Consider the following 26,545-nt stretch of genomic DNA (forward strand, 5'->3'; position numbering starts at 1 on the left):
CTAAAATCTACTCTCTAACAATCGCTTCGTATAGGCATGTTGGGGGTGCGAGAAAATCGTTTCCACTTTTCCCGTCTCCACAATGCGTCCTTGCTGCATAACGACCATTTCATGAGCGGCTTCAGCGACGATATCTAAGTCATGGGTAATGAGAAAAATCGTCGTCCCCTTTTCTTCATTCAGACGAATTAGCAATTGGATGAATTCTTTTTGAAGCACCATATCGAGTGCAGATGTAGGCTCGTCTGCAATGAGTAAAGCAGGTTCCACGTAAAATGCGCATGCAATCATACACCTTTGCAACATTCCGCCTGATAATTGAAAAGGATATTGCTCGACCACTTCCCAAGATAGTCCCAACTTGTCTAAAATCACATGCATTTTTTCATTGAATACCTCTAATGAATCTCCTACTCGTTCCCCTGAAAATGCATAGAGTTGACGCCCCATTTTCACAGACGGATTAAAACTGTTTGATGCGTCTTGGAATATCGTAAAAATATCCTGTTTCCTCACGTTTTCCATCTCCTGATCAGACGCATCCAATACGTTTCGACCTTCGTACATGATAGATCCGCTAACTTTCGCGTCGTCTGGCAACATGCCAAGTAATGCGGATACCGTCATGCTTTTTCCACTGCCACTTTCTCCAATCAGCGACGTGATGTTTCCACGCGGTATCGTGAAATCCAAATGATGTGTAATGTGCTTACCTTGTATATGAAGAGATAGGTCTCTTACTTCAATCATTAACCCGCCTCCGCTCCGGATTTTTCCATGCCTCTCCGATAAAGTTAATGGCGAGGATCGTCAAGAAAATCATAATACCTGGAAATAATCCAATCCACCAAGCACCAATTAAAATATCGTTTTGCGCGTAGTATAACATATTCCCCCAAGAAGCAATCGCTGGAGGTATACCAATGCCGAGAAAACTAAGTGACACTTCCATAAAAATCGCGGCAGCAAAATTAAATAGCGTCACGACAAAAATAGCGGGTATGCTGTTGCGTAGCAAATGACCCCATATTATATTCCAAACAGGCGTCCCCAACATGTTGGCCATTTTAACAAACTCTTCTTCTTTTAGACGAATGAATTCTGAACGCACGATCCTTGCGGTAACAAGCCATCCCGTCAATCCAATGAGCAGTGCCATGCTCCACATACCGCCTTGAATGATTACTTGAAACACTAAAATAATAATCAGTGCTGGGATAGTAATCAGTGCTTCCAATAATCGCATCATGACGGTATCGATTACACCGCCGAAATATCCACTAATCCCACCATACACAATTCCAATGAATAGCGACAAAATAACCGAACCACTTGCTACAACGAGTGTCACCTTTCCACCTTCAAGTAAACGCGAAAAAACGTCTCGGCCTAAATGGTCCGTTCCTAACCAATGATCACTACTCGGAGCACTATATATTTCATCCATGTTCATTTCATTCGGACTGTAGGGGGCAAGTATAGGCGAAAACACTGTCAACAATACAATCAATCCAAGAAGGCTATACCAAAACAAAAGTGCTTTCCGTAACTTCATTTACCGGATGCCTCCTTTACGTAGCTTCGGATCGATAGCATACATAATGAGATCGACAATAAATAGCGTAATGACGACCAGGACACCCGTCACCATAATGCTGCCCATTAGTAAAGGGAAATCCTTTGTTACGACTGCCTTTACTGTCAATTGCCCAATTCCAGACCACGCAAACAATGATTCCACAATAATAGAACCGCCAAAGAACGACGGAATAGTCATAGCGATGTAATTCAAGTATGGAATAGAGGCGTTACGCACGATTCCGTTTCGAATGGATCTCTCCAATACACCATTTGCCCGTGCCACCTTCACATAGTACTGACCGTTTTCTCTTTTAATACTTTCCTGTAGAAAACGTGCATAAATCCCTACATGCGTTACAATCATCACACTGGCGGGCATGATGAGATGACGGATTTTATCTACCATGCCGCCATTTCCACCTACATCGCCCGAACCAGAAGAAGGAAGAATCCCTAGACTCACAGCAAAGATATAGATGAACAAAATACCAAGCCAAAAGGGAGGTATGGCAGACGTCGCGATACTAATTGTGGAAAGTCCTCTATCCCATATCGAATTTGCTCTCATACCGGCTACTGTACCGAGCCAAAGAGAACCTATGACCATACAAAACATCGTCACGCTAAATAAAAGCACTGTATTCGGTAGTCGTTCCATAATAATTTCAAAAACAGGTCTGCCTTCTTTATAGGAAATCCCTAAATTCCCTTTAACGGTTTCTCCTAGCCATGCAACATATTGCTCTAAAACAGGACGGTCTAATGCATACGCACGGGTAATGCGTTCTATTTCGGCTGCAGTTAACGTCTGTGCATTTCCTCCATAGAAAGCTACGGCAGGATCTCCAGGTGATGCTTGCATAATGAAAAAAGAGAGGAAGCTAACGATGAAGAGGACTATGAGCCCCATCATCATTCGCTTCCCAATCCATTTACCGATCATTCCACTTCCACTCCTCAACGTTCCAGAGGAAACCAGATCCATGATGACCTAGCGTTCGTTCTTTCACACCGCTCACATTTTTATTAATACCATACACCGCATTCACGTAGGCTATAAAGTCAAATGCCGGATCTTTCGCAAGTTCTTCTTGGAACTGCATATAAATCGCTCTACGTTCTTCCGGATCCGTCGTGGTGCGCCCTTTCGCAAGGAGTTCATCCACTTTTCCATTCGAATAACTACCATAATTGTAACCGGAGCTATTTAGGCTCGATTCATTCGTATGGAACAATATGTGCGTATGATGGTCCGCGTCGTAGGGACTGCCCCACCCAACCATGAACGCATCTGCGTCTTCGATCGTAATCGCGCTCCAGTCGAGTGCAGCTACTTTTACATCCGCTCCAATGTCTTTAAAGCCTTCTGCAACGTAATTCGCCATATTGACACGAACGGTATCACTTGCAGGGGCAGTGATCGTAAATGCCAATTTTTCTCCGTCTTTCGTACGGATACCATCCTCATTTTCTTTCCAACCCGCTTCATCTAATAGCGCATTCGCTTTCTCCACGTCATAGGTGTACTTTTCAATTTGAGTGTTATTGAATTCATGGTTTTGCAACGGTGAATAGGCTACAGTGCCATGTCCTTTTAAAATCCCGTTTACTATTTGCTCTCGGTCGGTGGCATAACTAAATGCACGACGGACATGGACATCTTTCCAAAGATCCAAATTCATATTGAATAAAATACCGCGGTAATCCGCCGATTCTATATCGTAAATCGCTACATTCTCTTCTCTTTCCAAGTTTTCAACTTGTACAGGATCCAACAGTGCAACATCTACCTCGCCCGATTTTAACTGAAGGGCCCGAACATTACTATCAGGAATAAATTTAAAAATCACTTGTTCAATCGAAGGTTTCGTTCCAAAAAAGTCGCTGTACGCCTGTAATGTCAACGAATTGCCGCGATCCCAATTATCAAACATATACGGCCCAGCACCAATCGGATGGCTGTTAAAGTCAGCCGTTCTCATATCGATTCCTTCAAAAGCATGTTTCGGAAGAATCGGTACGATTAACTTGTCGAGTAACGGTGTAAATGGCTGTTTTAATGTAACTTCTACGGTATAATCATCCAGCGTTTTGATAGATGCCACTTTTTCAAAATCAGACTTCAAAAATGAAGCGTTTTGATCATCCATAATACTTTCTATCGTGAACACGACATCTTCTGCCGTGAGTTCTTTCCCGTCATGGAATGTAATACCTCTTTTTAACATAAATGTATACGTAAGTTGATCTTCTGATACATCGAACGAGTCCGCGATATCCGTAACTACTTTATTAGTTTCATCAAATCGCATGACTCCACGAAACAACAATGCATCTAAGTTCGTTTCTTCGAGAATCGGGTTTAGCCCTTCGAACTCCTCTTCGGAAGCATAAATGAGTCGATTTTCTTTAGTTGGAGTCGATTTCTCCACATTCTCTTTTTTATTACAACCTGCCACCATCACTACGAGTACCATAAATAGTACAAGCATTTTCTTATTCATTGTAATCATACATATCTCCTTTTTAAGTCAATAAATTTACCATATTTCATAATTATTTCATGTTTGTATACATTTGTCCCGTCTAACGATTACTATTTTTCATTATAGAGCGTTATAAATTCGGTAAAACTTTCATAGCCCCCAAAATCAACCAAGTGCTCAGTGCAAACGGCATCGTCAATGCAGGAAGTCCAAACGGTAATAACCAAATGCTGACACTTGCCATTAAGGGAACTGTCATACATCCCGCCACCACCCCTGTAATAGGTCCATAGCGATTCTCCTTCCTGTTGTGCTGCCCATTTCCCTGCTAGCCCAAATTACCGCAATGAATAATAAAAGACCAGGTATAGCTTCAGTGACAAAAAAGATTTGACCGATTCCATTGAACGTTGCTCGAAGTAGATTGATTTTGCCTTCTATATGCAATTCCCAATTAGCCAAACTTTGCGGAGACAATGAATCACTTAACTTGATACTATCGAGTTTATAGGATGAAAGCAGTACAAACCAAGCGAATAGAATAAATGGTAATGTTAAGATGGGAAAGTCGAAGTTGCCCAGGAAATACATAAGCGTCGCGGTGATTACCGCAGTGATCGCGGCTCCAACCAACGCCACAAACCAGGCGGTAGGTCCTGTCAAAAATGTTTGTAGCACTAATCCGGAAAGCACAGAATTATAGCTCATCAAACCTTTACTGAAGATATACATATATTGAAGCCCTTTCCTCTCCACATCTACTCAACGCCGAATATTAGCTACCCTTTTAAATGGCAGATGAAAAGTATACTGATACAAACTTATCTGACTGTTAACATTTCCACAAAAATCATACCATTATACTACTAGTTAGACGGTATCAGGAGTAGTTCTACTTCCACCTTTACTCTCATTAGCTTATAGTTGATTAATAGATGATTTTTTCTCAGTCATCTCTTATATTACTAATACATAAACGGAAAGGAATTACTACATGATTACACAATTTTTCTCCTACTACAAGCCACATCGGCGCTTGTTCTTGATCGATTTTTTCAGTGCGATTTTTGTAGCACTGCTTGAACTGGCTTTCCCTCTCGCTGTTCAGTGGTTTATCGACGCACTACTGCCATCAGGAGATTGGAACCGAATTATCACAGTTAGCTTTTTACTATTGCTCGTCTATTTGGTGAGTACGTTACTTCATTATATTGTTAGCTATTTAGGGCATAAGCTTGGGATTAATATTGAAACCGATATGCGCCGTGAATTGTTCGAACATGTGCAGAAACAATCTTTCCGATTTTTTGACAATACCAAAACAGGCCACATTATGACGCGCATTACGACTGATTTATTTGATATCGGTGAACTGGCTCACCATGGACCAGAAGATGCTTTCATCGCGGTCATGACGATTCTAGGCGCATTCGGAATTATGTATACGATCAACCCTGAGCTCGCTTTGATCGCCATCGTGATGGTTCCGCTCCTCGCAGTAGTTGTCTCTTACTCTAACAAGAAGATGAATGCGGCTTGGCATAAAATGTATCAAAATATCGCGGATGTCAATGGACGGGTTGAGGATTCTGTGTCTGGCTCACGCGTAGTGAAGTCATTTACGAATGAAGACTTTGAATTACGTCGTTTCCAGCAAGACAATGATCAGTTCCGCTTGGCTAAACTTAAAGCGTATAAAGTCATGGCTTGGGCTACGTCTTCGATGTATATGCTCACTCGCCTCGTCACACTCGTTATTTTGATTGTCGGTGCTTGGTTCACAGTGAATGATAAATTATCGTACGGTGAACTCGTCAGCTTTATTTTATTCAGCAATATTTTGATTAAACCTATTGATAAAATTAGTGCCTTGCTCGAGCTATATCCAAAAGGGATGGCAGGTTTTAGTCGTTTCCGTGCATTAATTAACCAAGATCCGGAAATTAAAGATAGAAAAAACGCGCTAGTCGTTGATCAGTTACATGGAGATATTACACTTCGTGATGTGACATTTGGCTACGACGTGGAGCGACCTGTGTTACGCAATATCGACTTAACGATTCACGCTGGACAAACCGTTGCGTTCGTCGGCCCTTCGGGTGCTGGGAAGACGACTATTTGTTCACTCATTCCTCGTTTTTACGAAGTCAATGAAGGTTCCATTTCAATAGATGGAATAGATATTCGGGACATGACGCAGAAATCATTACGTAGTCAAATTGGGATCGTCCAACAAGATGTCTTCTTATTTACAGGAACGATTCGAGATAATATCGCGTACGGTAAATTAGATGCAACAGACGAAGAAGTATTTAAAGCTGCAGAAAAAGCCCATCTAACCGACTTAATCGATAGTATGCCGAATGGCTATGACACGCAAATTGGTGAACGCGGATTAAAACTCTCAGGTGGACAAAAGCAGCGCCTCGCAATCGCTCGAATGTTCTTGAAAAATCCACCGATTCTTATTCTTGATGAAGCAACTTCCGCACTGGATACAGAAACGGAACGTATCATTCAACAATCACTTGAAGAACTAGCCGTTAATCGCACCACACTAATCATCGCGCATCGCCTCACAACGATTCGCAATGCTGATCAAATCATCGTGATGACAGAAGATGGTATCGAAGAGCAAGGAACGTATGAAAATCTATTACGTCAAAACGGTACATTTGCTCAATTACATGATGCTAACCAAATCTAAATACACAAAAAACCCCTGTGCCGAAATGTTTGCGGCACAGGGGGTTTGAATAGGAAGTTCGAGATAAAACACTTTCGAAATCACTCCAAACGCATAGTCGTGATGCACGTGTTATCCCCATCGAATGTAGTGATTTCAGATACGGTTTTTTTCGTATCCTGTTTGATCGTGACAGTGAATGTGTCATTACGCGGAAGCCATAGGTCAATAAATCCATTGGCTTCAGTTTTCTTAACTTCATCGAGAATCACATGACCTTCAGAATCTTCTATATGTACATCGAAATCTTCCTCGACGAGTTCACCTTGACAACCTGTTAGACTATGAATATCACAAGGATGTGTGGTGTTTACAAAAGGAGCGATCGATACAAAAAATTCGTCTTCTGGAAGATCGTATGTTGTAACGTTTTATCATCATCCGTGACAATCAGTTCAGACGATGTAATAGAAGCGGACGCAGCTACAGCATTTCTAACTGTGTAGTCGTTCACTAATTCTTTAATGTCTACTGATTCTTGTGGTGCTTGTCCTTCGTTATTGGCATTTTCCTTACTGCAGCCGACTAATAAGGCAGTAATCAGCAGCAACATAGCCATCATTTTACTTTTCATCGTATCACGAACTATTCCTTTTATTTTTGTGTCTGTTTAGAAGAACACATGTATTGAATGTTTTACCTTTTATGTAAAGTGTACAGTAAACTCACGAAATGACAATGAAAAGAGCTGCGCTAGGCAACTCTATCATTTGATAATTATTGTTCTGATAGTTCGTTTTCCACAACTCATTTGTGATTCAATATTCCCCATGGATTTATACCTTCTAGTACCATGTATAGCGCTAACTCTTTCATCCTCTTTTCGTCAAATTGCCACGGAGCAGGGATAGCGTAATCTCAAATAACATCATCTGTATAAACAGATCCATTAACATCAACGAAGGACTTTAATTCAACTTTCATTGCTTTAGAGCCGATTCAACACGTTCAATTTCCTTTCCTAACTTAATTCCCTGACCCCAAGTATTGTATGTCCTCTGCCCCTGCCAGTACCATTTAAAACGCCTCCTATAGATTCCAATACTTCTACTACCAATGACCTTCACGTCACTGTTTTCAATGGATAAGAATATGCCTTTGATATCGGTTAACGCTTCAAGCGCTTCAACTTCTCCATTACCATTTAACAGATAAGCATCGCAAAATTTAAAGACATGAAACCTCCTTCCTCTCTCTTCATCCAAATGGCAGGTGAACGACTTGTTAGTACCCCCTTTTCTCCATTAGAAACCAGACGCTCTAATTATTTACCAACCATTTGAACCACTCCTTTTCCTATTATTTTTAAAACAGAAAAAGCCGATTGCATCCCGAAGGATTCAATCGACCTTAAATATATATCCTCTCATTTAAGCGAAAATATCCTTAATGCAACTCAATCTGTTTGCCAGTAACTCATTAATATTCATATTTAAAGAAGTTCCTGCCCCTCCTTGAATCGCATCAACTAAGCCTTGGTCTGTTAACATCTCTGGTTCCATTTTTTTAGTGGCTTTAATACTCGCATAAGCAATCTTTTTAATCTAATAAACTAATTTCAGCATTTGCTTTCGTGGCTATTTTTTTCAAAGTTGCTAATGGATAAATTAATTGGGGATGTGACTTTTTCCCGGTAATTGTAAAGTTCTCCATAGCACGCGCTGTTAGTATACGGTAATATACATTCTAGGGAATGTTTTTTAACCTAAATAATTTCTTTCTACTCGATATCCCATTAAATAGTCTTCCCTTCTCTCCTAACCAAAATAATAGTCAGTCATTCCAGGACTTGTACCACTCGAAATAATACATGCTTGCATTTTCAATGTTTTTTAGTGTACCGTACTCTTCTCGACAATAATTTTTTATCTCCATTGCTCTTCATGTAAATTATAAACGTTTATTTGTCAGTGACATATGAACCGCATCATGTACAGCCATGCTTTGTAAAGATAGGTAGAGTTCCGATCCTTGGAAGTAGCTTGCAAAATCGATACAACTTGTCGGTCCAACTCAACCGGCTCTTGTCGTTGCGTGGTTTTCGTCAGCAAATACAGTTTGTACTTCGTGTAGGCTATCCTCATACTAATTTGAATAGAGTATTAACAGTATAAAAATGAACTGTACATTGATGAGACGAGTTTAGTTGGAACAGTTGTGCAATTAAATCTTAAACCAATTGCCGTTAACACCCTGGTCAAGTAGAATTTGTTCTTGGGATTAGTGACGATTGTTATGTACGAATTCAAGATATAGTCCATGAAACTCGAAAGAGAATGGAAATAATTTTAAGTGTTGATATGTTACAAATAAACCAAAATACCCTGAACAGAAAAAATATTGCGAAGAACTACGATGTCACAGAAGAAGATGATATGAATAACTTAATCGAAAATGTTTATATTGTTTTATATGCTAATACCTGTGGTACCTACCATAATAACTGCAACTTTATATTTTAAATCAAAATACGTTATCCATCTACCTTTTGAATATAATTACTAAAAATAGACATAGTGATTCTACCAAGAACCACTATGTCCACATGTTAAGGAATACGCGAAACTCATATAAAACTATATTACTTTTATTTAATAATTTCTTCTCGTTCTTTAGCTCTAGACTTTCTAAGCTCTTCTAACTCACTTCCAATAGGATAGGTGGGTAAATTAGGCTTTATTGCACCTAGCATTACTAACATAAGAGCCTCATCCTCCCCATCGTTTCTAATGCCCCTATATATACCAGGAGGACTACTAATACAATCCCGAGCATTTAATTTAATTTCATGTACTTCACCTTCACTATCTTCTTGAATTAATGCAGTGACATTACCCTTTAAGACAAAGAATACTTCTTCTACATCATCATGTAAATGTAATGGACCAATGCAACCAGCGGGTAATACCATTGTACTGAGAGTGAAATTTTCTCCAGTAATAATATTGGAATCATTGTTTGCTGTTGCACCACGACCTATATACCTCATTTGTGCTCTCCTGTATTTCGGGTTAATCTCCTCTTGAAATTTTAATACATTCCAATCCAAAGTCCTGTCTTCCAATTTAGCTACATACTTTTTTTTGAATTCTTCAATTGAAAACTTTTCATCCGCCATAGTTGAAACCTCCTCCAACTTAGTTTCACCTACAAAACTAAGTTTTGTTTTATAACTAAATATTAACATTGTTTTATTCTTTGTCAATAATTAATTCAGATTAGTCTAATTATAGTAAATTGTGTAAGTAGAAATTATATATAGAAATTAGAGTTACTACACAGATCAGACTTAATAGTGTCCTCAATACATAAAGATGTTTAAATTCTTAGCAAAACCATTTATTAATTAAATTTTACTATTTCCAGAAGGTTCACATTAGGGAAAAGCACACCATACAAACATCGTCTTCAATCTATAATTAGGGTTTCCCGTGAAGTTTCAAAAAATTAGTTTTACTATGAATTAAAATCTTGTAAATAAATCACCACTCTTAAGAATGGTGATTTATTGTAATTTTGTAAGTTAAGGAAGTATATTATTTCTATAAGAATAGTTGTAGCGATTAATATTTTCGCATACTACCATTACCTACTTAGTTTGACCGCCAAATTCAAAACCACTTCATTAAAGCCAAATCAGAAGACTAAATAATAGCCAAGAAATGATCAAATCACCTGCATTTCTGATTGATTTTGAATCTTTTTCTTAGCCTCCTGAACTTCTTTGTTTTCTGTTTTAAGCGTAAACAAGTAAGCGATGAACCCCAAAGCGGTGATAGCAATCAACATAATGAGCGACGGACCAAAGTCTCCTCCATTATTATCACGCATCCACCCCATCACATAACTGGAAAACCCACCGAATATGTTCGTGAAACCCATGAGCCCCGCTGCACGACCAGCAGTTTCTGGCGTTGAAAATTGTACGATAAATAAGTTACTTAAATGAAAGATTCCTCCCAATGTTCCCATTGCAAGTCCTAATGCCAAAGCGGATATGATGGCGACCGAGACTTGTGTGGAAACCGTCAACAAGATTGCACAGGAAGCAAACAAGATCGTTGCTATTAAACTAGGGCGCTTCGTTTTATCTGCTAAATAACCACAGATCAGAACGAAGCCAAGTGCAAACAACCAAGATAAGGATGTGATCCCAGTCATAGCATCTACATCAAAATTCCTGGCTTGCATCAAGTACGTTGGCAGCCAAATACTAATGCCGAAAAATAAGAAAGAAGTGATCACCATACCGAACCAAACAATCCAGTAACGGGAATCTTGAACGTAACTTTTCTTCTTTTCTTCAGTAACCGGAGTATCATCTTGTCTTATGTACGACAATTCTTCTTTGCTGACGCCCGGATGGCTTTCCGGTTCATTTCTAGTTAAGAAAATCAACATCGGCAATACAAGAAGTAAATTCAACCCAGCCAATATAAAGAACGTCGCATGCCAACTGAGCGTGGCAATGATCAATGAAATGAAAACTGCACCGATGGCAGGCCCTGCATAGTTACCCGAAATCCAAGAAGACTGCGCGCGGCCCAATTCGTTTTTGTTGAACCAAGTAGCGATGAATTTCCCACAGACCGGGATCATCATCCCTTCCCCGATTCCTAAGAGTATCCGTGTCACCATGAACATTTCATAATTGGTGGCAAGTCCGCCTAGCAGCATCGTCACTGTCCAAATCGAAACTCCAATGATTGCTGTTTTGCGGGCTCCGAACTTATCAATGAAGAATCCCCAGAAAAAGTTGGAGATTGCATACGCTATCATGAAGATAAAGGTTAAGAAGCCAATCTTCGCATTCGCGTTAGCTCCTGTCATTCCAAGATCACTTAGAAACTGTGGATCAGTCTGGACAATGGAAATTCCTAACTTGTCAATTTGTCCGAAAAACCATAGAAAGAAAATAGGTGTCGCAATATAAAACCAACGTTTATTATTTTTAATCTTCATTTTGGTTCCTCCCATACTATCTTATTAAGAAATTTCACAATTGGAGACCCTAAACTTGTATACGGTTCACTTTATTGAATTTAATTTTAGTTAATTATCTAAAATACCTACTTCTTACCAATAAACATATCGATTTCTTACATATAGTAGTAAGCGATCTAACCCATATCCAAAAAATGAGATGAAAATTACAACGGCCAACACTTTGCTTAGGGATAAGGTGGCCAATAAATAAACGAGAAAATAACCAATTCCATTATTTGAACTGATCATTCCTGTCAGTACAGCAATAACCACCCCTATTGGTAGCGCAATTCGGAAACCTGTGAAAATTGATGGCGTCGTTCCTGATAAAAAGACTTTCCCAAACAACTTACGGTCATTTGCCCCCATATTCTTTCCAGGCCAGATATACAAATGATTCACACTTTTAGCGCCGTAGTATGTACTCACTACTATGGGGAAAATGCACTCGAGAAAAATGGTGAATATTTTGGAACCTGAACCTAAACCGAACAGGAGTACAAATTTTTGGTATAGGGCCACCCTCGGAATAGGATAACCAACTGTAAAGATCAGTTGCATCAGGTCGGCGCTAAATCCGACGCCACCTTAATCAACCATAAGTTTTCCTCTGTTGCATAAACAACCCCCAGTTTAATTTCAACAGATCCATCCCCATTCTCCCTTACAGTCGAAACATTTCCGCTCTGCACTTCAGGGGAGCCACATGCCACCAAGAGTCCAACCATCAATAGAAAGAAAACCCCTGCAATCATTCTCATCCCTCCAAATTTCTTTTGTATTTCTTCCAAATAACTCCGCCCTTTGTAACCGTTTTCATTAAACCTGAATGAATTTTGACAAAACAGGGCTTTGCTTAGTTGTTTTACATGCGAAACACATTTTCCTTATTTCCATAAACAAATTTTACACTTTTCCGAATTTAATGTCAACAGGAGAATATTAAATAATAATATAGCTTTCTAATGATACTCTATGTGAAGAATCGTCTATTAGCAGACCAGTTTATGTAGTCATTTAAATTGTATGAGTTAGGATAATCCCTCATAAGAAAAAGACGGCATTTCGTTTGTTCCAGACCGAAATTTCGCCCTTTTTAAAATTGAGTCCACATGGACGTATGATGGCTCTAAGACTATCTGACTTTAAATTTAATGAGCTTTACGTTCAAGAAATTTAATCATCACTTTAAACTCTTCTTTGATATCCAAATAGGCATATCAGCTATGCCCATTCCAATACTCTCCTTGTTGAATAACGTCATAGCCCTTTTCTTGAAAATCAGATAACCTTTCCTGCAGATTGTCCAATTCCAAAGAAATATGGTGGACCCCTTCTCCGTGTTTCTCCAGATGATCCTTCCAAACATTTGGACTTTCTCCTGGTTGGATGAGCTCTACTTCAATCGTAGGCGTTTTAAAAGCAGTGAATACCACATCCGCTTCTGTCGCTTCTCCTTTATACGTTACTTGGGTCAAAGCCCGAGCCCAAAACTTGATTTTTGGGGGAATATCCAAATTCAGCAATTCCCCGAAGCTAGCAGCAGACACACCACTATCTTCCACTACAAATGCAATTTGCGTGAAAGTCCGTGCGCAAACAATGGCTCAGCAATAAGCTCCCCGACTTTTTTAAGCTGAGGTGTATCTCTTTCAAGAAGTTCAAATACGGTTTTCAGCGAAGCTTCTGTACCTAAATAGGCATAGCTCCCCCTGTTCACAGAAGTGAATTCACCTGATTGCAGCAATGGATAACCTCTTTTTCCAGAGGTTCGAGACAAAGAGCGATTTTGTCAACAACAAAGGCAAGGTGATGGTTTCCTTCTCCACTTTCATACAATTAATCTCTCATCGTACTTGGCTCATCGTTTACTTCCATCAATTCAAACTGGACCGACGGTGTATCGATGAGAAGAAGTTTGCTCTGCGTATCTGATGGTTTTCCTTTATAAAACACTTGCGACCGATCATGAGCTCCCGTCAAAAACCAATCAGGTTGTGAGATGCCAAGAAGCTTACTAAACGAGGAGATCGCTTGGTCTATATCGTTTACAACGAAAGCAATTTGTTCTATCGAGTTGGTTCCGAGCATCCCTTTAATCAAAATTTAAACCTACTTATAAAACAGCTTACTGGTGAGTACTGCTTTTTGGGCTAACCTAAATTTTTGAGACAATATAAAACACCTTCGAAGTGGTACACTTGAAAAAAGTACTTACAATGGAGGTGTTTTTGCTTGGGCAAAAACGTATATTCAAGTGAAGTCAAATGGGCAGTTGTCAAAGATAAATTAAGTGGTGAATTAATTACCAAGGAAATTATGGAGATGTATGGAGTCAAGAATAAATCCCAGATTGAAACCTGGATGAGAAGGTATCGTGCAAACGAAATCTATCGTTTTGATTCACCGATAGGTAAACAGTATACCTTTGGTCATGGACCAGAACTTTCGAGTTAAGCAGACAAGCTAGAACAACAGTTGTCCCATTTGAAAATGGAGAATGAGATTCTAAAAAAGTACATGGAGATCGAAAGGAGATCGAGAAAGAAATAGTTCTTTTGATTGTAGAAAACCTAAAAAAGAAGTATACGATTACAGCTATTTTATCCGGATTAGGAGTACCACGGGCTAACTATTATAGGTGGCGTCTAGAAGTAGCCAGTAAGTCACTTTCAGTGGAAGAGGAAGCCATTATGGAATTTTGTAAACACACGAAGTATCGAAATGGACAGAGAAAAATCAAAGCCCTTCTAAAGCAGGAATACAATATAGAATTGAATCGCAGTACTGTTCAACGCCTTATGCAAAAGCATAATTTACAGTGTCGTATCAAGCCTAAACGAAACTAGAAATCTCAAGGGGAAAGTATCATAATTGCCCCCGATCTCCTTAAATGTAATTTCATAGCTAGTGAACCTAACCAGAAATGGGTAACTGATATCACATATATCCAGTATGGTAGTACAACAAAATATCTTTCAACCATTATAGATTTATACAACAACGAAATTATGGCTTACAAATTATACGACCATCAACAGATACCACTCGTAATTGACACGTTACAGGAGGCATAGGCTGCTCGAAACTATCCCGAAGGAGTGATTGTACATTCGGATCAAGGAAGTGTGTACACGTCATACGCATACCAGGCTTGTATCAAGAGTAACGACCTAATCAGCAGCATGTCACGTCGGGGGAACTGTTGGGACAATGCGGTGATTGAATCATTTCATTCAAGTCTAAAGTCTGAGGAATTTCAATACGTTAAATTTAACTCACTACAAAATCAAGATGTAGTTGTACGATTAATCGCCTACTTGAATTATTTTAATAAAGAACGTATCCAAGAAAAATTAGGCTACCTGACACCGGTAAAGTATGGTGTCGTAGCAGCCTAATTAAGGTGTTTTATAGATGTCTCAAATCGCTATGTCAGTCTATTTAGCTTCTTTTCTATGACCGGTGCTTTATCGCGATCCTCAAAATGGGTGGTGTCAATCGACACGGTATCATCCCGGATAAATACTTCCGAGATGGTAGCCTTAATCTCTTCAAATTTGCAGAAGACTCCCATCTCCCTAGGAGACGAGTGTTTACGGATTTGTTTTCCTGTTCAGCAAATGTTACAAATTTTGCAGGTGTGATTGATTAAACGCCTAAGTACTTTTGTAACACTTCTTTATTTTGCAATAAGGCGTCTGGCGCTCCTTCCCACACTATAATTCCTTTATTCATAACAAGAACACGATCCGCAACATCACAAGCCAGTTTTAAGTTTTGTTCAACTACTAAAATAGACAGTCCTGTTTTTTTTAAATCATTAATAATATCGGTAATTTGATCGATAATAACTGGTGCCAGTCCTTCAGATGGTTCGTCCATCAGAACAAATACCGGATTCGTCACTAATGCACGCCCGATTGCTAACATTTGCTGTTGTCCACCAGATAATTCATTTCCCATATTTTGTTCATACTTTTTTAATACCGGAAATAATTCGTATACTTCATCAATCGTCCAATATTTGAGACCTTCTTTTTTATGTTTTGACGGACGACTAGGCATTATTAAATTTTCCTTTATTGTTAAAGATTGAAAAACCCGTTTCCCTTGTGGAACAAGTGCAAGATGTTCCTTTGAAATATGATGGGGTGAAAGCTTGCTAATTTCCTTTCCATTAAAATGGACATTCCCCTTCTTAGCAGGGGTTAGCCCAGCTATCGTATGAATAGTCGTTGTTTTCCCTGCACCGTTTCTTCCTAGCAAGGCAACACACTCACCCTCTTGAACATAAAGTTCAACACCTTGTAAAATGTGGCTATGCCCGTAAAACGTATGGATATCTTTCAGACTAAGCATGAGTACGAGCACCTCCCCCAAAATAAATCTCCTGAATCATTTTATCGCCACGAATCTCTTCTGGTTTACCGGACATGATCGTTTCGCCATGATGGAGCACTGTAATCTTATTAGCAGTACTAAAGACTACGTCCATATCATGTTCAATCATTATGATCGATACGGACCGCGGAATCTTTTTAATTAATTCGATTGTCGATGCTGTTTCCGATGGAGACATTCCCGAAGTGGGCTCATCTAGCAGAAGTATTTTTGGGTTAGAACAAAGCGATAAAATAATTTCCAACACACGCTGTTCCCCGTAGGATAACTCGTTCACTTTCTTATCTGTCCGATCTGCCATTCCCCATTCTTTTAAAAATGCATCAGTTTCTTCCAACACATCCTCATACAACATTAAAGGTTTAAACGCTTTCATCGAATATTTCTTTGTTGACAATAGAGCCAAATACACGTTATTTGTGACAGTTAGGTTAACAAAAAGGTTGTTTTTCTGAAAAGTCCTTCCGATTCCAAGGTCTACCCGTTTATATGAAGGCATCATATGAATAGCTCGGTCTTCTAGTATGACTTCTCCAGTGTCCAACGGAATTGTTCCATAAATACAATTGACGAACGTCGTTTTTCCCGCTCCATTCGGACCAATAATTACATGTCTATCACCAGCCGATAATTCTAGGGATGCGCCACGTAACACATGGTTTGCTTTAAATGATTTATTCAGTGCCTTTATTTTTAGCAAGCTCATTTAATGACACTCCCTTCGATTTGGCTACATTTAATTTGTAAGATGATACTTTTCCAATTAAAAGTTGAATGAGATGTAAGGCTCCCCCACGATTAAAAAGAACCAATGCAATGAAAATCAATCCCATTATCAGCGACCAGCGATCTGTCATTGTACTGACATAGTTCTGAAGAAAAATATAAATACCCGCCCCTAAAACCGGGCCAAATAAAGTACCCATTCCTCCGATATAAACCATAATTATAACCGTTGCAGCCATGTGAACTCCGAATAAATCTGGACTGGCAAATTGCGTTTTAAAAGCATACAAGCCACCGGCCAATCCAGCAAAGCCGCCTGCAACAATATAGGCAATCACTTTATAGTTACGGACGTTATACCCTAGTGCTATCATCCTGTTCTCATTTTCCATGACGCCTTGTAATCCTGTTCCTAATGGAGAATTTACGAATAGACGTAACAAAAGATAAGAAAGTATAAAGAATCCACCAATTAAATAGAACAAACTGAGTGGTGAAGTTAACTCTACAAACCCAAGATTTGGCTTAATTGAAGTTCCTAAGCCATCCGCACCGCCCCAATAGCCAGATTGGCTGAAAATCAAGTAAAGCATTTGGGTAAACGCAAAAGTTAACATTAAGAAAAATATTCCTTTACTTCGAATTGCAATCAAGCCAGTCACAAAAGCGAAGGCACATGCAATTAGTATAGCGACAAGCAATAGAACATAAATACTTGAAACCATCTGACTCAATACGACCACAGTATAAGCTCCAAGACCAAAAAATGCGCTATGGCCAAGTGAGTGTAATCCCCCAAAGCCCATAATAAGACCGAGACTCATTGCAAAGATCCCCATAATTAGTACCTCTGTTATCATGTACACCAGGAATGGTGACATCAGGAATGGCAGGACAAAGACTGCTGCAACTAACAAGAAGATAGTTAATATTGTACTTTTCATGCCTCCACCTCTCCAAATAGTCCGGATGGTTTTATGACCAACACAATGACCATAATTCCGAAAATAATGAGCATTGAAACGCTAGGAATATAAATTTTTCCGAAAGCATCTATAATGCCAATTAAAACCGCGCCGATGAAAGCTCCTTTCCAACTTCCAAGACCACCGATTAAGACAATAATAAGGGCATTGATCAGAATTTCAAATTCCATCAATGGATACATACCTAAAATTGGGCCTCCAAGCACACCACCAAGCGCTGCGAGTCCTGCTCCGAAAATAAATACAGCTGAAAAAATGACTTTGATATTAAATCCTAGCGCCCCGACCATCTCCATGTCATCTACTCCTGCACGCACTATCATGCCAACATGTGTCTTATTCTCAAAGAACCATAAGAGAGCTGCAAAAAAAACTCCCATCAAAATGACAAATAATCTATATGCCGGAAATTGACTTTCACCTACTTGTATCGTCGCACTCAATAAATCAGGTACAGGTATAGATAAGAAGTTTCCTCCCCAAATCCAGAGCGTTATATCACCGATTACAAAGATGAGTCCAACTGTTAGTAAAATTTGTGCAGTCTCATTTCCGTGTATTCGGGAAATTAATAAACGTTCAATAATTAGTCCAAGAACCATAACAATTACCGTTGCTAATATTAATGCCAACCAGAAATTGAACCCATTATGAACAAATGCATAGGCTATGTAAGAGCCTAATAAGTAAAACGAACCGTGAGCCAAATTGATTACTCTCATCAATCCAAATACAATGGATAACCCACTTGCCATCAAGAATAATAACATTCCATATGTCAAACCTGACAAAGTGTTAATGATAAAGAAGTCCATTCCTTCCCCCCCCATTCGACTTTAAAATCGAACTAGCCGAGCATCGATATTCTTCAGTCGTATTCATCCGTTAATACTCTTTGTAATTGGTAGCCTCTTTTGGCATTTGTATTTTTTCATATGTTTTTATTAGTTCAAATGAGATGGTATCATTTTCTTTCTTGCCTTCAATGACATACATGTTTTGTATCGGATTGTTCGTAAAAGGATCAATTTCAATCGGGCCTCGTGGACTGTCAATTGAAATCCCTTCTTCTAGGACTTTTACAATTTGATCAACTTCCACACTACCCGCCTTTTTGATTGCTTCTACAATCAATTGTGCCGAATCATAGCCATTCACCGCGTAATTATCCGGTTCTTTTCCATACTTTTCTCTAAACTTTTCAACGAATTCATTGTTCACTGCATTATCCAATTCAGGGAAATAGTTTGTAATCATTTGGCCACCCACTACAGCATCTGCTACAGCCTTAATTGTAGATGGTGCATTCAACATAGCTGAACCTTCTATGAGCTGGTACTTATCTCTCAAACCAAAGTCATTGTATTGCTGGACGAACCTTGGTCCATCAGCCCCCGGAATAAACATAAAAACCGAATCGGGTTTTATTTCATTGATTTGCGTCAAATAAGAAGAAAAATCACTTGTCCCAACTGGCGCCCAAATTATTTTCTCTATATTGCCTCCATGTTCTTCAAAGTTCGCGATGAAATCCGTCGCAATTTCGTGCCCCGCTACATAATCCGATGAAACAACGACTGTTGATTTACCGACTTCTTCAGCGGCAAATTTCCCCGCAGTGGAAGCATATTGCCAAGCTGAAAAACTTGTTCTCCATACGTAGTCACTTCTGTTGTCCCATGACAATGTATTGCCAGTACCAACTACATTAATCATTGGAACACTCTTTTCTGCATCTACTTTATCCCTTAACGCTGCCGCAATACTTCCGATTGTTCCACCGCCGATAATATCCACATTCTGCTTTAATGTTAACTGCTCGTACTTCCTCAAAGCTGCTTGGGGATCTCCTGCGTCATCCTCAAAGATCAGCTGGACTTTTTTTCCGTCAATTACCTCATTTTCTTCAAAATAAAGTTCAATGCCATCCTTAATGCCTTCACCCATGAACGCGAAGTTCCCAGTTAATGAGAGTATAAAGCCTAATTTCACCTCGTCACTATCTGACCCTTTTTCAGCTCCTTCTGTACTTCCTCCATTACACGCAACTAAAAAAATACTAATTAAAGAAACAATTCCAAACAAGAATATGTTTTTCTTATTCATCTGCTAAAGTCCCCCTTTTGTGGAAATCAATCACTCTACATTCATCGTTAGATCTTCTCGTTTCTTATATTCTTAAACTAACGTATTGAAATAACTAGAAACTCACACTTTATTCTTAATTTGTTTTTTTATGTCAGAGAAAAACTTAGCTGCCATATATTTAGCAATTCCACTGAGAACACGGCTTCCTACACCGGCAATTAAACCGCCTACTTCCGCATCACATTGCCATTTTAAAACGACGCCACTGGGAGATAAATCTTCAATTTTACAATCCATTTTAGCTTTCACATGACCTGGTCCACCGCTTCCTTCGGCTTCTAAAGTATAATGAACGGGTTCTTGCACGTTGTTGATGACGATATGTCCTATATATTTTCCTTTAACAGCTGCCACACCAAGATTCATGACCACTTCATAATCATCATCGCCTAGCAAATTCAATTCCTCACAACCAGGGATAACATTTTTCAAAATTTCGGGATCATGAAGTATCTCCCATAATTCCTGTTTTGACAAATCAAATTTTGCTTCTCCTGCTATTTGCATTTGTAATCTCCTCCTAATTTTCTATAACCTTTGCTTTGTAGTCAGAACGTTTGCGTATGGTTTGAAATCGCTTTCATTCCAAACAACTGAATGATGAATATAAAATGCGAATCAACCTTACGTTGTTTTATATACAAAACATTTTTTCTTTAATCTATAAATAGATATTACACTTTTCTGAATATATTGTCAACATGAAAATTTTCAACTTTCCTTCGAATCAACTATTTTCCGCTAGCCTATCGGTACTAAAATCCTAGGGACTTGTAGAAACGGAATGATATGCGTTATTGGATTGGTGTTTACGTCAAAAAGAGACGACTTACGTTCAAGTTCCTCTGAACTGTCGTCTCTTTAAAAACTGGTCGAATCATTCCCACTGTCATACCATTCACTATCCAGATGATTGAGTAAGCGCAAATAGTCGGAAGGTGTGTCTACATCGGGAATTGCTTCCCTATTCATTTCAGCATAATATACCGATTGTCTGAACTGTGCGATGACCGATTTTCCTCCTTCATCCCCGCTGATCCTAAATAAATAAGGAAACATCTCCTTTTGGAACAAAACTGGATGCCCTTTACACTCTTGATAGGTTGCTTGGACAATCGGATAATTTGGATGGCATAGGTGAGCTTTGATAATTGTATTGATTTCCTTAGTGGACATGAGTGGTTGGTCGCTTAATAGAAAGACGACCGACTTCGCTTCATCACGCACTGCCTGTAATCCTGCCTTGATGGAAGATGACATCCCTTCATTTACACAATCATTGAGAATCACTTTACTAACCCCTTCTACGTCCGCTTCCGCAGCCAAGTTCTCAATAAGTGGATTCACTACGACAATTAAACCATCTATCTGTGACTTCAGTGCTTGACCAATTATCCGTCTTACCAACGATTCTCCTTGATAAGGGAGCAGCATTTTTGGTTTCCCCATTCTTGAAGAGAATCCGGCTGCTAAGATGATAGCCCATACGCCATTGTTCACCATTAGATTAGAAGCTCCTTCTTTTCACACGAAATGAACTTCCCTTCAAGTGTCGTCAGCTTGTTTCCAGATCCTCCCCGATAAACAGCAATTAATTCGGAAATAATGCTAAGGGCAATCTCTTCGGGGGTTTCCGCCCCAATATCCAATCCAATCGGACTGTGAATTTTATAACTGTTCGAATGACTTGCCAAATATAAACCTTTCGCCAACTCATCTGTCCTTCTTCTTGGTCCTAAAAGCCCGATATATGCCGCCTCGGAATTTACGACATCTTTTAAAACGATTTGATCTTGTAAAAAGTGATGCGACATAATGACGACATATGTGTTGCCATCCAGCTCAAAGTTAGGAGTGCTCCCAGGTGGATAACGAACTACAGTATCCGCTTCAGGGAAATTTCCGCTGTTTGCAAAAGCCGGTCGATGATCCAACACTATCACATTCCATTTCATCTTTTTCGCCAATTGCACTAAGGGAACAGCATCTGGTCCTCCTCCGAATATCGCAAGAGTAGGTGCAGGATAGATAACATCATAAAATAATTGGAAAGTTCCTTTGCCAGCAATATGGATGACTGAAGCAGCTGAGGAACCTTTGTTCTCTAAGTAGTCATGAATTATTTCTTTGAATGGAACGGAATCAAAATCCAATGTATCCGGATCTATCAACCATTTTCTACCGACATAACTATTATCCTCTGCGTCCGTAACCGTAATGCCGTGCAATATTTTAGACTTCCCTCTTTCAAACCATTTCTGAATCCGTTCCGCTTGCACTACATCCTTTTCAGGTCTATATGGTTCAAGAAACACATCCATTTTCCCGTTGCATCCTACCCCAAGACCCCAGATTAAATCTCCTTCGTCTTGAAAATCATAATGAACAATTTTCGGTTTTCCCTTGTCTATTACTTCATTGGCGATCATTTGCAAATCACCTTCTACACAACCTCCACTTACAATTCCAGTCAACTTTCCATCTGCCGCAATGAAGCATTTGGCGCCCGTTTTTTGATAAGTGGATCCTTCGGTAGAAATGATTGTGCCAAGCACACCATCTAACCCCAACTTTTTACAGCGCATTATTTCCTCATAAATTTTTCCCATCCCATTCACCTCAGAAACTCGTATTTAAAAACTCTCTGCCTACACCATACATTTTCACACTCTCTCCGCTTCCTTAATCAATTCCCGGAGGTACCCCGGACTGACTGGGACTTTGGTGATTTCAATAGAAAGCGGTGTCAGCGCATCGACTACTGCATTTGCAATAGCGGCAGGCGGAGAAATGGCGCCACCTTCTCCAACGCCTTTAATACCCATCGGATTTCTTGTTGATGGGTATTCTTGGTGCACCATCTTTACTGTCGGAACTTCCATAGACGTAGGGATCAAATAATCCATATAAGAACCTGTCAACACTTGACCGTTTTTATCATGGACAACTTCTTCGTATAAAGCTGAGCCGATTCCTTGTGCAATCCCCCCTTGAACCTGGCCTTCAACAATCATTGGATTAATGACTGTACCACAATCATGGACAACACTATAATCTTGGATATCCACAAACCCGGTTTCCTTATCTACTTCCACTTGGGCTACATGGATTGAGGAAGCAAAGGTCACGGTCGGAGGCACAAAGTAATGAAGCACTTGCAATCCTGGTTCCATCCCTTCAGGCAATTTAGAACTTTTGCTTGGTCTTGCAGCATTTGCTATGTCAACAAACGTCAATTTCATTTCGGGATTATCATGCGCATAAATGGTACCATTTTCAATATTGAGCATTTCAACTTCGTTATCCAGTAACATGCCAGCGATTTCAAGTACTTTCCTTTGCAATTTTTGCGAAGCCTCATGAATTGCGGATCCCGCATTGACAGCACTTCTACTCGCGTATGTTCCTGCGCCTATCGGTAAAACACCCGTGTCCCCCACGACCACTGTCACTTGGTCTGGCGTTACGCCCAGATCATCTGCACAAATTTGTGAAAATACGGTTTCATGTCCTTGTCCTTGGGGAGAAGAGCCCAAATGTGCTGTCACATGTCCTGTAAGGTCAATTTTAACGAGCGCACTCTCAAACGGTCCAGATCCCGTACCTTCAATGAAAGAAGAAATCCCGATCCCGACATATTTACCCGCTTCCTTTAGTTGCTGTTGTTTCTTTCGGAATCCTTTGTAGTTTGTGGCTTCCAAAACTTTGTCCAATGCATCCGGGTAGTTACCGCTATCATAGATGAGCTGGGCACCATCTTTCACTAAGATGCCTTGGTCATAAGGCATTTCCTCTGCTTGGATCATATTCTTTTTCATAACGTCCACTGGATCCATCGCTAAATTTCGCGCGATCATATCGATAACCCGATCCATGACAAACGTAGCTTCGGGTCTTCCAGCGCCGCGAAACGGAACATTCGGTGTTTTATTCGTCAGGATGACACGACATTTGGATTGATAACTCGGAATTTTATACATACCCCGCAAATGATAGGCTGTATTATAGGCACATGTTAGGGCAAAATAGTTCACAGCCCCACTATCCACGATAAAATCATCTTTTATGCCAGTAATTGTCCCATCCTTTTTATAAGAGACTTCAACGTCATGGATTTGATCCCGTGATTGTCGGGCAGCCGCCAAATGTTCAATGCGATCCTCAATCCATCTTACCGGTCGTCCTAGCATTCTGGACAAGTAAGGAATTAGTATTTCTTCGGGATGTACGCCACCTTTCGGACCGAATCCGCCACCGACTTCAGGCGCCGTCACATGGATGCTCTCCTCCGGTATTTCCAGAAGGGAAGCTATCGTGGAACGGACTTCATAGGGCAGTTGTGTGGAAGACCATACACGAAATTTCCCCGTAACTGCATCGTAATTGGCTAGCACACCTCTGGTCTCCATTGGATTGGAGGAAAGGCGTGGCGTTCTTAACCTTTTCTTCAAGACATAGTCCGCTTCTTCAATTGCTTTGTCCACATCGCCTACTTGAACAAGGAAGTGGGATTGGATGTTACTTTCCATATGCTCCTGTATAATTGGCGCATCTCCCTTTTCCGCTTCAAATGGATTTACCAGTGCCTCTAGTGGTTCGTATTCGACTTTTAGTAAAGCTAAGGCGTCTTCTGCAATGTATCGGTTCTTGGCTACAACGACTGCAACGGGTTGTCCGGCATACGTCACTTTTCTCTTCGCGAGAACGTCTTCAAAATTGTAATTGATGACAGGATCAATTTCTTCGATAAGGTTGGGGGGAAGTATGCAATGGGAGTCAAATTGCTTAAGCGGTTTAATTTCCCCTTCAATATCATTGCTCGTGATAACCGCATAGACGCCCTCCAAAGATTTTGCTGCGTCTGTCTCTATGCCTTTTATGCGGGCATGGCCGTAAGTGCTTCTTAAAAATGCAGCTTCCAGCATATTTTCCATACGTAAATCTGCAACGAATTTGCCTGTACCTGTTAGTAGTCGTAAATCTTCTTTCCGCTTCACACTTTGTCCTACAAACTTTGACATTACTCTCATCCTCCCTTAACTTATTTGAACCGTTTCATTCTGCTTATGATCGGTATGACACACCGGCTCCGTCAATGATTTGGAAGTGCGTTGGCTTTGTACAGTTCGTTGGACTGATTTCACTATGTTCGCATAGCCTGTACATCTGCATAAATTGCCTGATATTGCTTCACGGATTTCTTCTTCTGTCGGATCTTCATTTTCTTTTAGAAAGGAAGTTACAGTCATTAAAAAACCAGGTGTGCAAAAACCACATTGCAATCCGTGACAGTCTTTGAAAGATTGCTGGAGCGTGTTTAGAGTACCATTGTCGTTTTGGAGTGATTCGACCGTTTCGATTTCGTATCCATCCGCTTGAACTGCGAGCATCAAACAAGACCGTACAGATTCTCCATTCAACAGAATTGTGCAGGCACCACATACACCATGTTCACAGCCGACATTCGTACCTGTCAGTTTCAACTCATCCCGGATAAAGTCAGTTAACAACATTCGTGACGCTACCTTTCTTTGGACATCTACACCATTTATCGTCAAAGCAACGATTCTTTTATTCATGCCGTCCAGCTCCTTTCTTCACGCGTTCACCTGCTGTTTTCAAAGCCCTTTGAACAAGAACGCCTACAAGTTCCCTGCGGTACTCGGCTGTTCCATGCAAGTCCGATTCCGGATCTACATTGCCTTCTGTCATTCTCCTAACTTCCGTAAGCAATTCATCCGTCAGTTTTTTACCCATGATGTGATCCTCCACTTCCTCAAGAACAGTCGGAGTCGGATTCACACCGCCAACTGCTATTTGTGCTTTTATAACCGTTTCAGTTTCATCCGTCTCAAGAATGACCGCGGCTTCCGCAAGCGCAAAATCTCCGTGTGTCCTAGCGACTTCAACAAAGGAAAAAGCACTCTTTTTACTCATAATTGGAAATCTGATTTCCTTTATCACTTGATCAGGTTGCATAGAGGTTAACATATACGTCAGGAAAAACTCCTCGGGGCTTAAAACATCTTCACCTTCCAAACTAGCAACAACAATTTCACCGCGGAGTGCAGCTAGGACACATGGTAACTCTGCTGAAGGATCACCATGGGCAATACTACCTCCTATTGTCCCCCTATTCCGGATCTGTGTCGTTCCAACCCACCGAATTGCTTCCCCCAATATAGGGCATAATTCTTTTACGAGTGGTGACGATTCTATATCCTTATGCTTCACCAACGCACCGACAGAAAGATGATCTCCTTCTTCACGAATATAGTTCAACCCTTCTAATCTGCCTATGTCGATTAGATATTTTGGCGTTGAAAGTCTCATATTTAGTACAGGAATCAAACTTTGCCCACCCGACAATATTTTTGCATCATCACCATAATCCGACAACAATTGCAACGTTTCTTCAACACTTTCAGGCCGAATATAATTAAAAACAGCTGGTTTCATATGTCGCCCTCCTCAATTTAAAA

General features: G+C 40.0%; 29 protein-coding genes and 1 pseudogene. 5 read left to right on the forward strand and 25 right to left on the reverse strand.

What is annotated here, in order from left to right; genetic code table 11:
• The 6 genes from CSV60_RS06160 to CSV60_RS06180 form a co-directional block, all read right to left on the reverse strand.
• A complete protein-coding gene (locus tag CSV60_RS06160; protein WP_099636340.1) occupies positions 1-750 on the reverse strand; it encodes an ATP-binding cassette domain-containing protein in 750 nt (249 codons plus the stop codon).
• Entirely contained in the window at positions 743-1,555 is an 813-nt protein-coding gene (locus CSV60_RS06165; RefSeq protein WP_099636341.1) for an ABC transporter permease, read from the reverse strand. Before CSV60_RS06165 ends, CSV60_RS06160 begins: the two co-directional genes overlap by 8 nt.
• Positions 1,556-2,524: an ABC transporter permease gene (locus CSV60_RS06170; RefSeq protein WP_099636342.1), complete on the reverse strand. Its 969-nt coding sequence runs from the start codon at positions 2,522-2,524 to the stop codon at positions 1,556-1,558.
• Positions 2,514-4,094 (reverse strand): ABC transporter substrate-binding protein, encoded by a 1,581-nt coding sequence (locus CSV60_RS06175; RefSeq protein ID WP_233189550.1) that lies wholly within the window; start codon positions 4,092-4,094, stop codon positions 2,514-2,516. Before CSV60_RS06175 ends, CSV60_RS06170 begins: the two co-directional genes overlap by 11 nt.
• 103 nt (positions 4,095-4,197) lie before the next feature.
• Complete coding sequence (locus CSV60_RS15755; protein WP_143565322.1) at positions 4,198-4,326, reverse strand: urea transporter; 129 nt, start codon at positions 4,324-4,326, stop codon at positions 4,198-4,200.
• A complete protein-coding gene (locus CSV60_RS06180; protein ID WP_099636343.1) occupies positions 4,323-4,799 on the reverse strand; it encodes an urea transporter in 477 nt (158 codons plus the stop codon). Before CSV60_RS06180 ends, CSV60_RS15755 begins: the two co-directional genes overlap by 4 nt.
• A gap of 262 nt (positions 4,800-5,061) precedes the next feature.
• On the opposite strand from CSV60_RS06180, the gene CSV60_RS06185 reads away from it, so the two are divergent.
• Positions 5,062-6,774 carry an ABC transporter ATP-binding protein gene (locus tag CSV60_RS06185; RefSeq protein ID WP_099636344.1) on the forward strand — a complete coding sequence of 571 codons (1,713 nt, stop codon included), beginning with the start codon at positions 5,062-5,064 and terminating at the stop codon, positions 6,772-6,774.
• A gap of 80 nt (positions 6,775-6,854) precedes the next feature.
• Here the strand turns inward: CSV60_RS06185 and CSV60_RS06190 are convergent.
• From CSV60_RS06190 to CSV60_RS06230, 8 genes and pseudogenes are all read right to left on the reverse strand, one after another.
• Positions 6,855-7,387, reverse strand: a pseudogene (locus CSV60_RS06190) (CueP family metal-binding protein).
• A gap of 2,013 nt (positions 7,388-9,400) precedes the next feature.
• Positions 9,401-9,931 (reverse strand): cupin domain-containing protein, encoded by a 531-nt coding sequence (locus CSV60_RS06200; RefSeq protein WP_099636346.1) that lies wholly within the window; start codon positions 9,929-9,931, stop codon positions 9,401-9,403.
• A gap of 548 nt (positions 9,932-10,479) precedes the next feature.
• On the reverse strand, positions 10,480-11,775 hold the full coding sequence (locus CSV60_RS06205) for an MFS transporter (RefSeq protein ID WP_099636347.1): 1,296 nt from the start codon (positions 11,773-11,775) through the stop codon (positions 10,480-10,482).
• Positions 11,776-11,889: 114 nt separating this feature from the next.
• A complete protein-coding gene (locus tag CSV60_RS16225; protein WP_099636348.1) occupies positions 11,890-12,360 on the reverse strand; it encodes an ABC transporter permease in 471 nt (156 codons plus the stop codon).
• A complete protein-coding gene (locus CSV60_RS06215; protein WP_143565323.1) occupies positions 12,360-12,590 on the reverse strand; it encodes a hypothetical protein in 231 nt (76 codons plus the stop codon). The genes CSV60_RS16225 and CSV60_RS06215 overlap by 1 nt, the downstream gene beginning before the upstream one ends.
• 429 nt (positions 12,591-13,019) lie before the next feature.
• Positions 13,020-13,349, reverse strand: a complete 330-nt coding sequence (locus CSV60_RS06220) for a VOC family protein (RefSeq protein WP_158233158.1) — start codon at positions 13,347-13,349, stop codon at positions 13,020-13,022.
• A 14-nt stretch (positions 13,350-13,363) separates the two neighbouring features.
• Positions 13,364-13,546 carry a hypothetical protein gene (locus CSV60_RS06225; protein ID WP_099636351.1) on the reverse strand — a complete coding sequence of 61 codons (183 nt, stop codon included), beginning with the start codon at positions 13,544-13,546 and terminating at the stop codon, positions 13,364-13,366.
• A 92-nt stretch (positions 13,547-13,638) separates the two neighbouring features.
• The gene (locus CSV60_RS06230) at positions 13,639-13,902 is read right to left on the reverse strand and encodes a VOC family protein (protein ID WP_099636352.1); all 264 of its coding nucleotides are present in this window, start codon (positions 13,900-13,902) and stop codon (positions 13,639-13,641) included.
• 132 nt (positions 13,903-14,034) lie between these two features.
• Here CSV60_RS06230 and CSV60_RS06235 point away from each other — a divergent pair, with 132 nt between their 5' ends.
• The 4 genes from CSV60_RS06235 (at position 14,035) to CSV60_RS16240 (ending at position 15,200) form a co-directional block, all read left to right on the forward strand.
• Complete coding sequence (locus CSV60_RS06235; protein WP_099636353.1) at positions 14,035-14,256, forward strand: helix-turn-helix domain-containing protein; 222 nt, start codon at positions 14,035-14,037, stop codon at positions 14,254-14,256.
• A 236-nt stretch (positions 14,257-14,492) separates the two neighbouring features.
• Complete coding sequence (locus CSV60_RS16230; protein ID WP_143565324.1) at positions 14,493-14,648, forward strand: IS3 family transposase; 156 nt, start codon at positions 14,493-14,495, stop codon at positions 14,646-14,648.
• A 54-nt stretch (positions 14,649-14,702) separates the two neighbouring features.
• Positions 14,703-14,876: a DDE-type integrase/transposase/recombinase gene (locus tag CSV60_RS16235; protein WP_369823593.1), complete on the forward strand. Its 174-nt coding sequence runs from the start codon at positions 14,703-14,705 to the stop codon at positions 14,874-14,876.
• Between the two features lie 108 nt (positions 14,877-14,984).
• The gene (locus CSV60_RS16240) at positions 14,985-15,200 is read left to right on the forward strand and encodes an integrase core domain-containing protein (RefSeq protein WP_369823594.1); all 216 of its coding nucleotides are present in this window, start codon (positions 14,985-14,987) and stop codon (positions 15,198-15,200) included.
• Between the two features lie 250 nt (positions 15,201-15,450).
• Here the strand turns inward: CSV60_RS16240 and CSV60_RS06255 are convergent, their stop codons facing one another.
• From CSV60_RS06255 to CSV60_RS06305, 11 genes are all read right to left on the reverse strand, one after another.
• On the reverse strand, positions 15,451-16,161 hold the full coding sequence (locus CSV60_RS06255; RefSeq protein ID WP_099636356.1) for an ABC transporter ATP-binding protein: 711 nt from the start codon (positions 16,159-16,161) through the stop codon (positions 15,451-15,453).
• A complete protein-coding gene (locus CSV60_RS06260) occupies positions 16,154-16,909 on the reverse strand; it encodes an ABC transporter ATP-binding protein (protein WP_099636357.1) in 756 nt (251 codons plus the stop codon). The genes CSV60_RS06255 and CSV60_RS06260 overlap by 8 nt, the downstream gene beginning before the upstream one ends.
• Positions 16,878-17,873 (reverse strand): branched-chain amino acid ABC transporter permease, encoded by a 996-nt coding sequence (locus CSV60_RS06265; RefSeq protein WP_099636358.1) that lies wholly within the window; start codon positions 17,871-17,873, stop codon positions 16,878-16,880. The genes CSV60_RS06260 and CSV60_RS06265 overlap by 32 nt, the downstream gene beginning before the upstream one ends.
• The gene (locus tag CSV60_RS06270; RefSeq protein WP_099636359.1) at positions 17,870-18,730 is read right to left on the reverse strand and encodes a branched-chain amino acid ABC transporter permease; all 861 of its coding nucleotides are present in this window, start codon (positions 18,728-18,730) and stop codon (positions 17,870-17,872) included. Before CSV60_RS06270 ends, CSV60_RS06265 begins: the two co-directional genes overlap by 4 nt.
• A 70-nt stretch (positions 18,731-18,800) precedes the next feature.
• Positions 18,801-20,021, reverse strand: coding sequence for an ABC transporter substrate-binding protein (locus CSV60_RS06275; protein ID WP_099636360.1), 1,221 nt, complete (start codon positions 20,019-20,021; stop codon positions 18,801-18,803).
• Positions 20,022-20,123: 102 nt separating this feature from the next.
• Complete coding sequence (locus CSV60_RS06280; RefSeq protein ID WP_099636361.1) at positions 20,124-20,570, reverse strand: SRPBCC family protein; 447 nt, start codon at positions 20,568-20,570, stop codon at positions 20,124-20,126.
• Between the two features lie 354 nt (positions 20,571-20,924).
• On the reverse strand, positions 20,925-21,566 hold the full coding sequence (locus CSV60_RS06285; protein ID WP_099636362.1) for a nucleotidyltransferase family protein: 642 nt from the start codon (positions 21,564-21,566) through the stop codon (positions 20,925-20,927).
• Positions 21,566-22,672, reverse strand: a complete 1,107-nt coding sequence (locus CSV60_RS06290) for an XdhC family protein (protein WP_099636363.1) — start codon at positions 22,670-22,672, stop codon at positions 21,566-21,568. The genes CSV60_RS06285 and CSV60_RS06290 overlap by 1 nt, the downstream gene beginning before the upstream one ends.
• A gap of 54 nt (positions 22,673-22,726) precedes the next feature.
• Positions 22,727-25,084 carry a xanthine dehydrogenase family protein molybdopterin-binding subunit gene (locus tag CSV60_RS06295; RefSeq protein WP_158233160.1) on the reverse strand — a complete coding sequence of 786 codons (2,358 nt, stop codon included), beginning with the start codon at positions 25,082-25,084 and terminating at the stop codon, positions 22,727-22,729.
• Positions 25,085-25,099: 15 nt separating this feature from the next.
• Positions 25,100-25,642 (reverse strand): (2Fe-2S)-binding protein, encoded by a 543-nt coding sequence (locus CSV60_RS06300; RefSeq protein ID WP_099636365.1) that lies wholly within the window; start codon positions 25,640-25,642, stop codon positions 25,100-25,102.
• Complete coding sequence (locus CSV60_RS06305; protein ID WP_099636366.1) at positions 25,635-26,522, reverse strand: FAD binding domain-containing protein; 888 nt, start codon at positions 26,520-26,522, stop codon at positions 25,635-25,637. Before CSV60_RS06305 ends, CSV60_RS06300 begins: the two co-directional genes overlap by 8 nt.
• Between the last annotated feature and the right edge of the window lie 23 nt (positions 26,523-26,545).

The organism is Sporosarcina sp. P7 (assembly GCF_002743425.1).
Taxonomy (GTDB): Bacteria; Bacillota; Bacilli; order Bacillales_A; family Planococcaceae; genus Sporosarcina.

Bases quoted from the DNA above. Each gene is read 5' to 3' on its own strand.
- CSV60_RS06160 (WP_099636340.1), bottom strand. From the start codon at position 750: ATGATTGAAGTAAGAGACCTATCTCTTCATATACAAGGTAAGCACATT.
- CSV60_RS06165 (WP_099636341.1), bottom strand. From the start codon at position 1,555: ATGAAGTTACGGAAAGCACTTTTGTTTTGGTATAGCCTTCTTGGATTG.
- CSV60_RS06170 (WP_099636342.1), bottom strand. From the start codon at position 2,524: ATGATCGGTAAATGGATTGGGAAGCGAATGATGATGGGGCTCATAGTC.
- CSV60_RS06175 (WP_233189550.1), bottom strand. From the start codon at position 4,094: ATGATTACAATGAATAAGAAAATGCTTGTACTATTTATGGTACTCGTA.
- CSV60_RS15755 (WP_143565322.1), bottom strand. From the start codon at position 4,326: ATGACAGTTCCCTTAATGGCAAGTGTCAGCATTTGGTTATTACCGTTT.
- CSV60_RS06180 (WP_099636343.1), bottom strand. From the start codon at position 4,799: ATGTATATCTTCAGTAAAGGTTTGATGAGCTATAATTCTGTGCTTTCC.
- CSV60_RS06185 (WP_099636344.1), top strand. From the start codon at position 5,062: ATGATTACACAATTTTTCTCCTACTACAAGCCACATCGGCGCTTGTTC.
- CSV60_RS06200 (WP_099636346.1), bottom strand. From the start codon at position 9,931: ATGGCGGATGAAAAGTTTTCAATTGAAGAATTCAAAAAAAAGTATGTA.
- CSV60_RS06205 (WP_099636347.1), bottom strand. From the start codon at position 11,775: ATGAAGATTAAAAATAATAAACGTTGGTTTTATATTGCGACACCTATT.
- CSV60_RS16225 (WP_099636348.1), bottom strand. From the start codon at position 12,360: ATGCAACTGATCTTTACAGTTGGTTATCCTATTCCGAGGGTGGCCCTA.
- CSV60_RS16230 (WP_143565324.1), top strand. From the start codon at position 14,493: ATGGAATTTTGTAAACACACGAAGTATCGAAATGGACAGAGAAAAATC.
- CSV60_RS16240 (WP_369823594.1), top strand. From the start codon at position 14,985: ATGTCACGTCGGGGGAACTGTTGGGACAATGCGGTGATTGAATCATTT.
- CSV60_RS06255 (WP_099636356.1), bottom strand. From the start codon at position 16,161: ATGCTTAGTCTGAAAGATATCCATACGTTTTACGGGCATAGCCACATT.
- CSV60_RS06260 (WP_099636357.1), bottom strand. From the start codon at position 16,909: ATGAGCTTGCTAAAAATAAAGGCACTGAATAAATCATTTAAAGCAAAC.
- CSV60_RS06265 (WP_099636358.1), bottom strand. From the start codon at position 17,873: ATGAAAAGTACAATATTAACTATCTTCTTGTTAGTTGCAGCAGTCTTT.
- CSV60_RS06270 (WP_099636359.1), bottom strand. From the start codon at position 18,730: ATGGACTTCTTTATCATTAACACTTTGTCAGGTTTGACATATGGAATG.
- CSV60_RS06275 (WP_099636360.1), bottom strand. From the start codon at position 20,021: ATGAATAAGAAAAACATATTCTTGTTTGGAATTGTTTCTTTAATTAGT.
- CSV60_RS06280 (WP_099636361.1), bottom strand. From the start codon at position 20,570: ATGCAAATAGCAGGAGAAGCAAAATTTGATTTGTCAAAACAGGAATTA.
- CSV60_RS06285 (WP_099636362.1), bottom strand. From the start codon at position 21,566: ATGGTGAACAATGGCGTATGGGCTATCATCTTAGCAGCCGGATTCTCT.
- CSV60_RS06290 (WP_099636363.1), bottom strand. From the start codon at position 22,672: ATGGGAAAAATTTATGAGGAAATAATGCGCTGTAAAAAGTTGGGGTTA.
- CSV60_RS06295 (WP_158233160.1), bottom strand. From the start codon at position 25,084: ATGTCAAAGTTTGTAGGACAAAGTGTGAAGCGGAAAGAAGATTTACGA.
- CSV60_RS06300 (WP_099636365.1), bottom strand. From the start codon at position 25,642: ATGAATAAAAGAATCGTTGCTTTGACGATAAATGGTGTAGATGTCCAA.
- CSV60_RS06305 (WP_099636366.1), bottom strand. From the start codon at position 26,522: ATGAAACCAGCTGTTTTTAATTATATTCGGCCTGAAAGTGTTGAAGAA.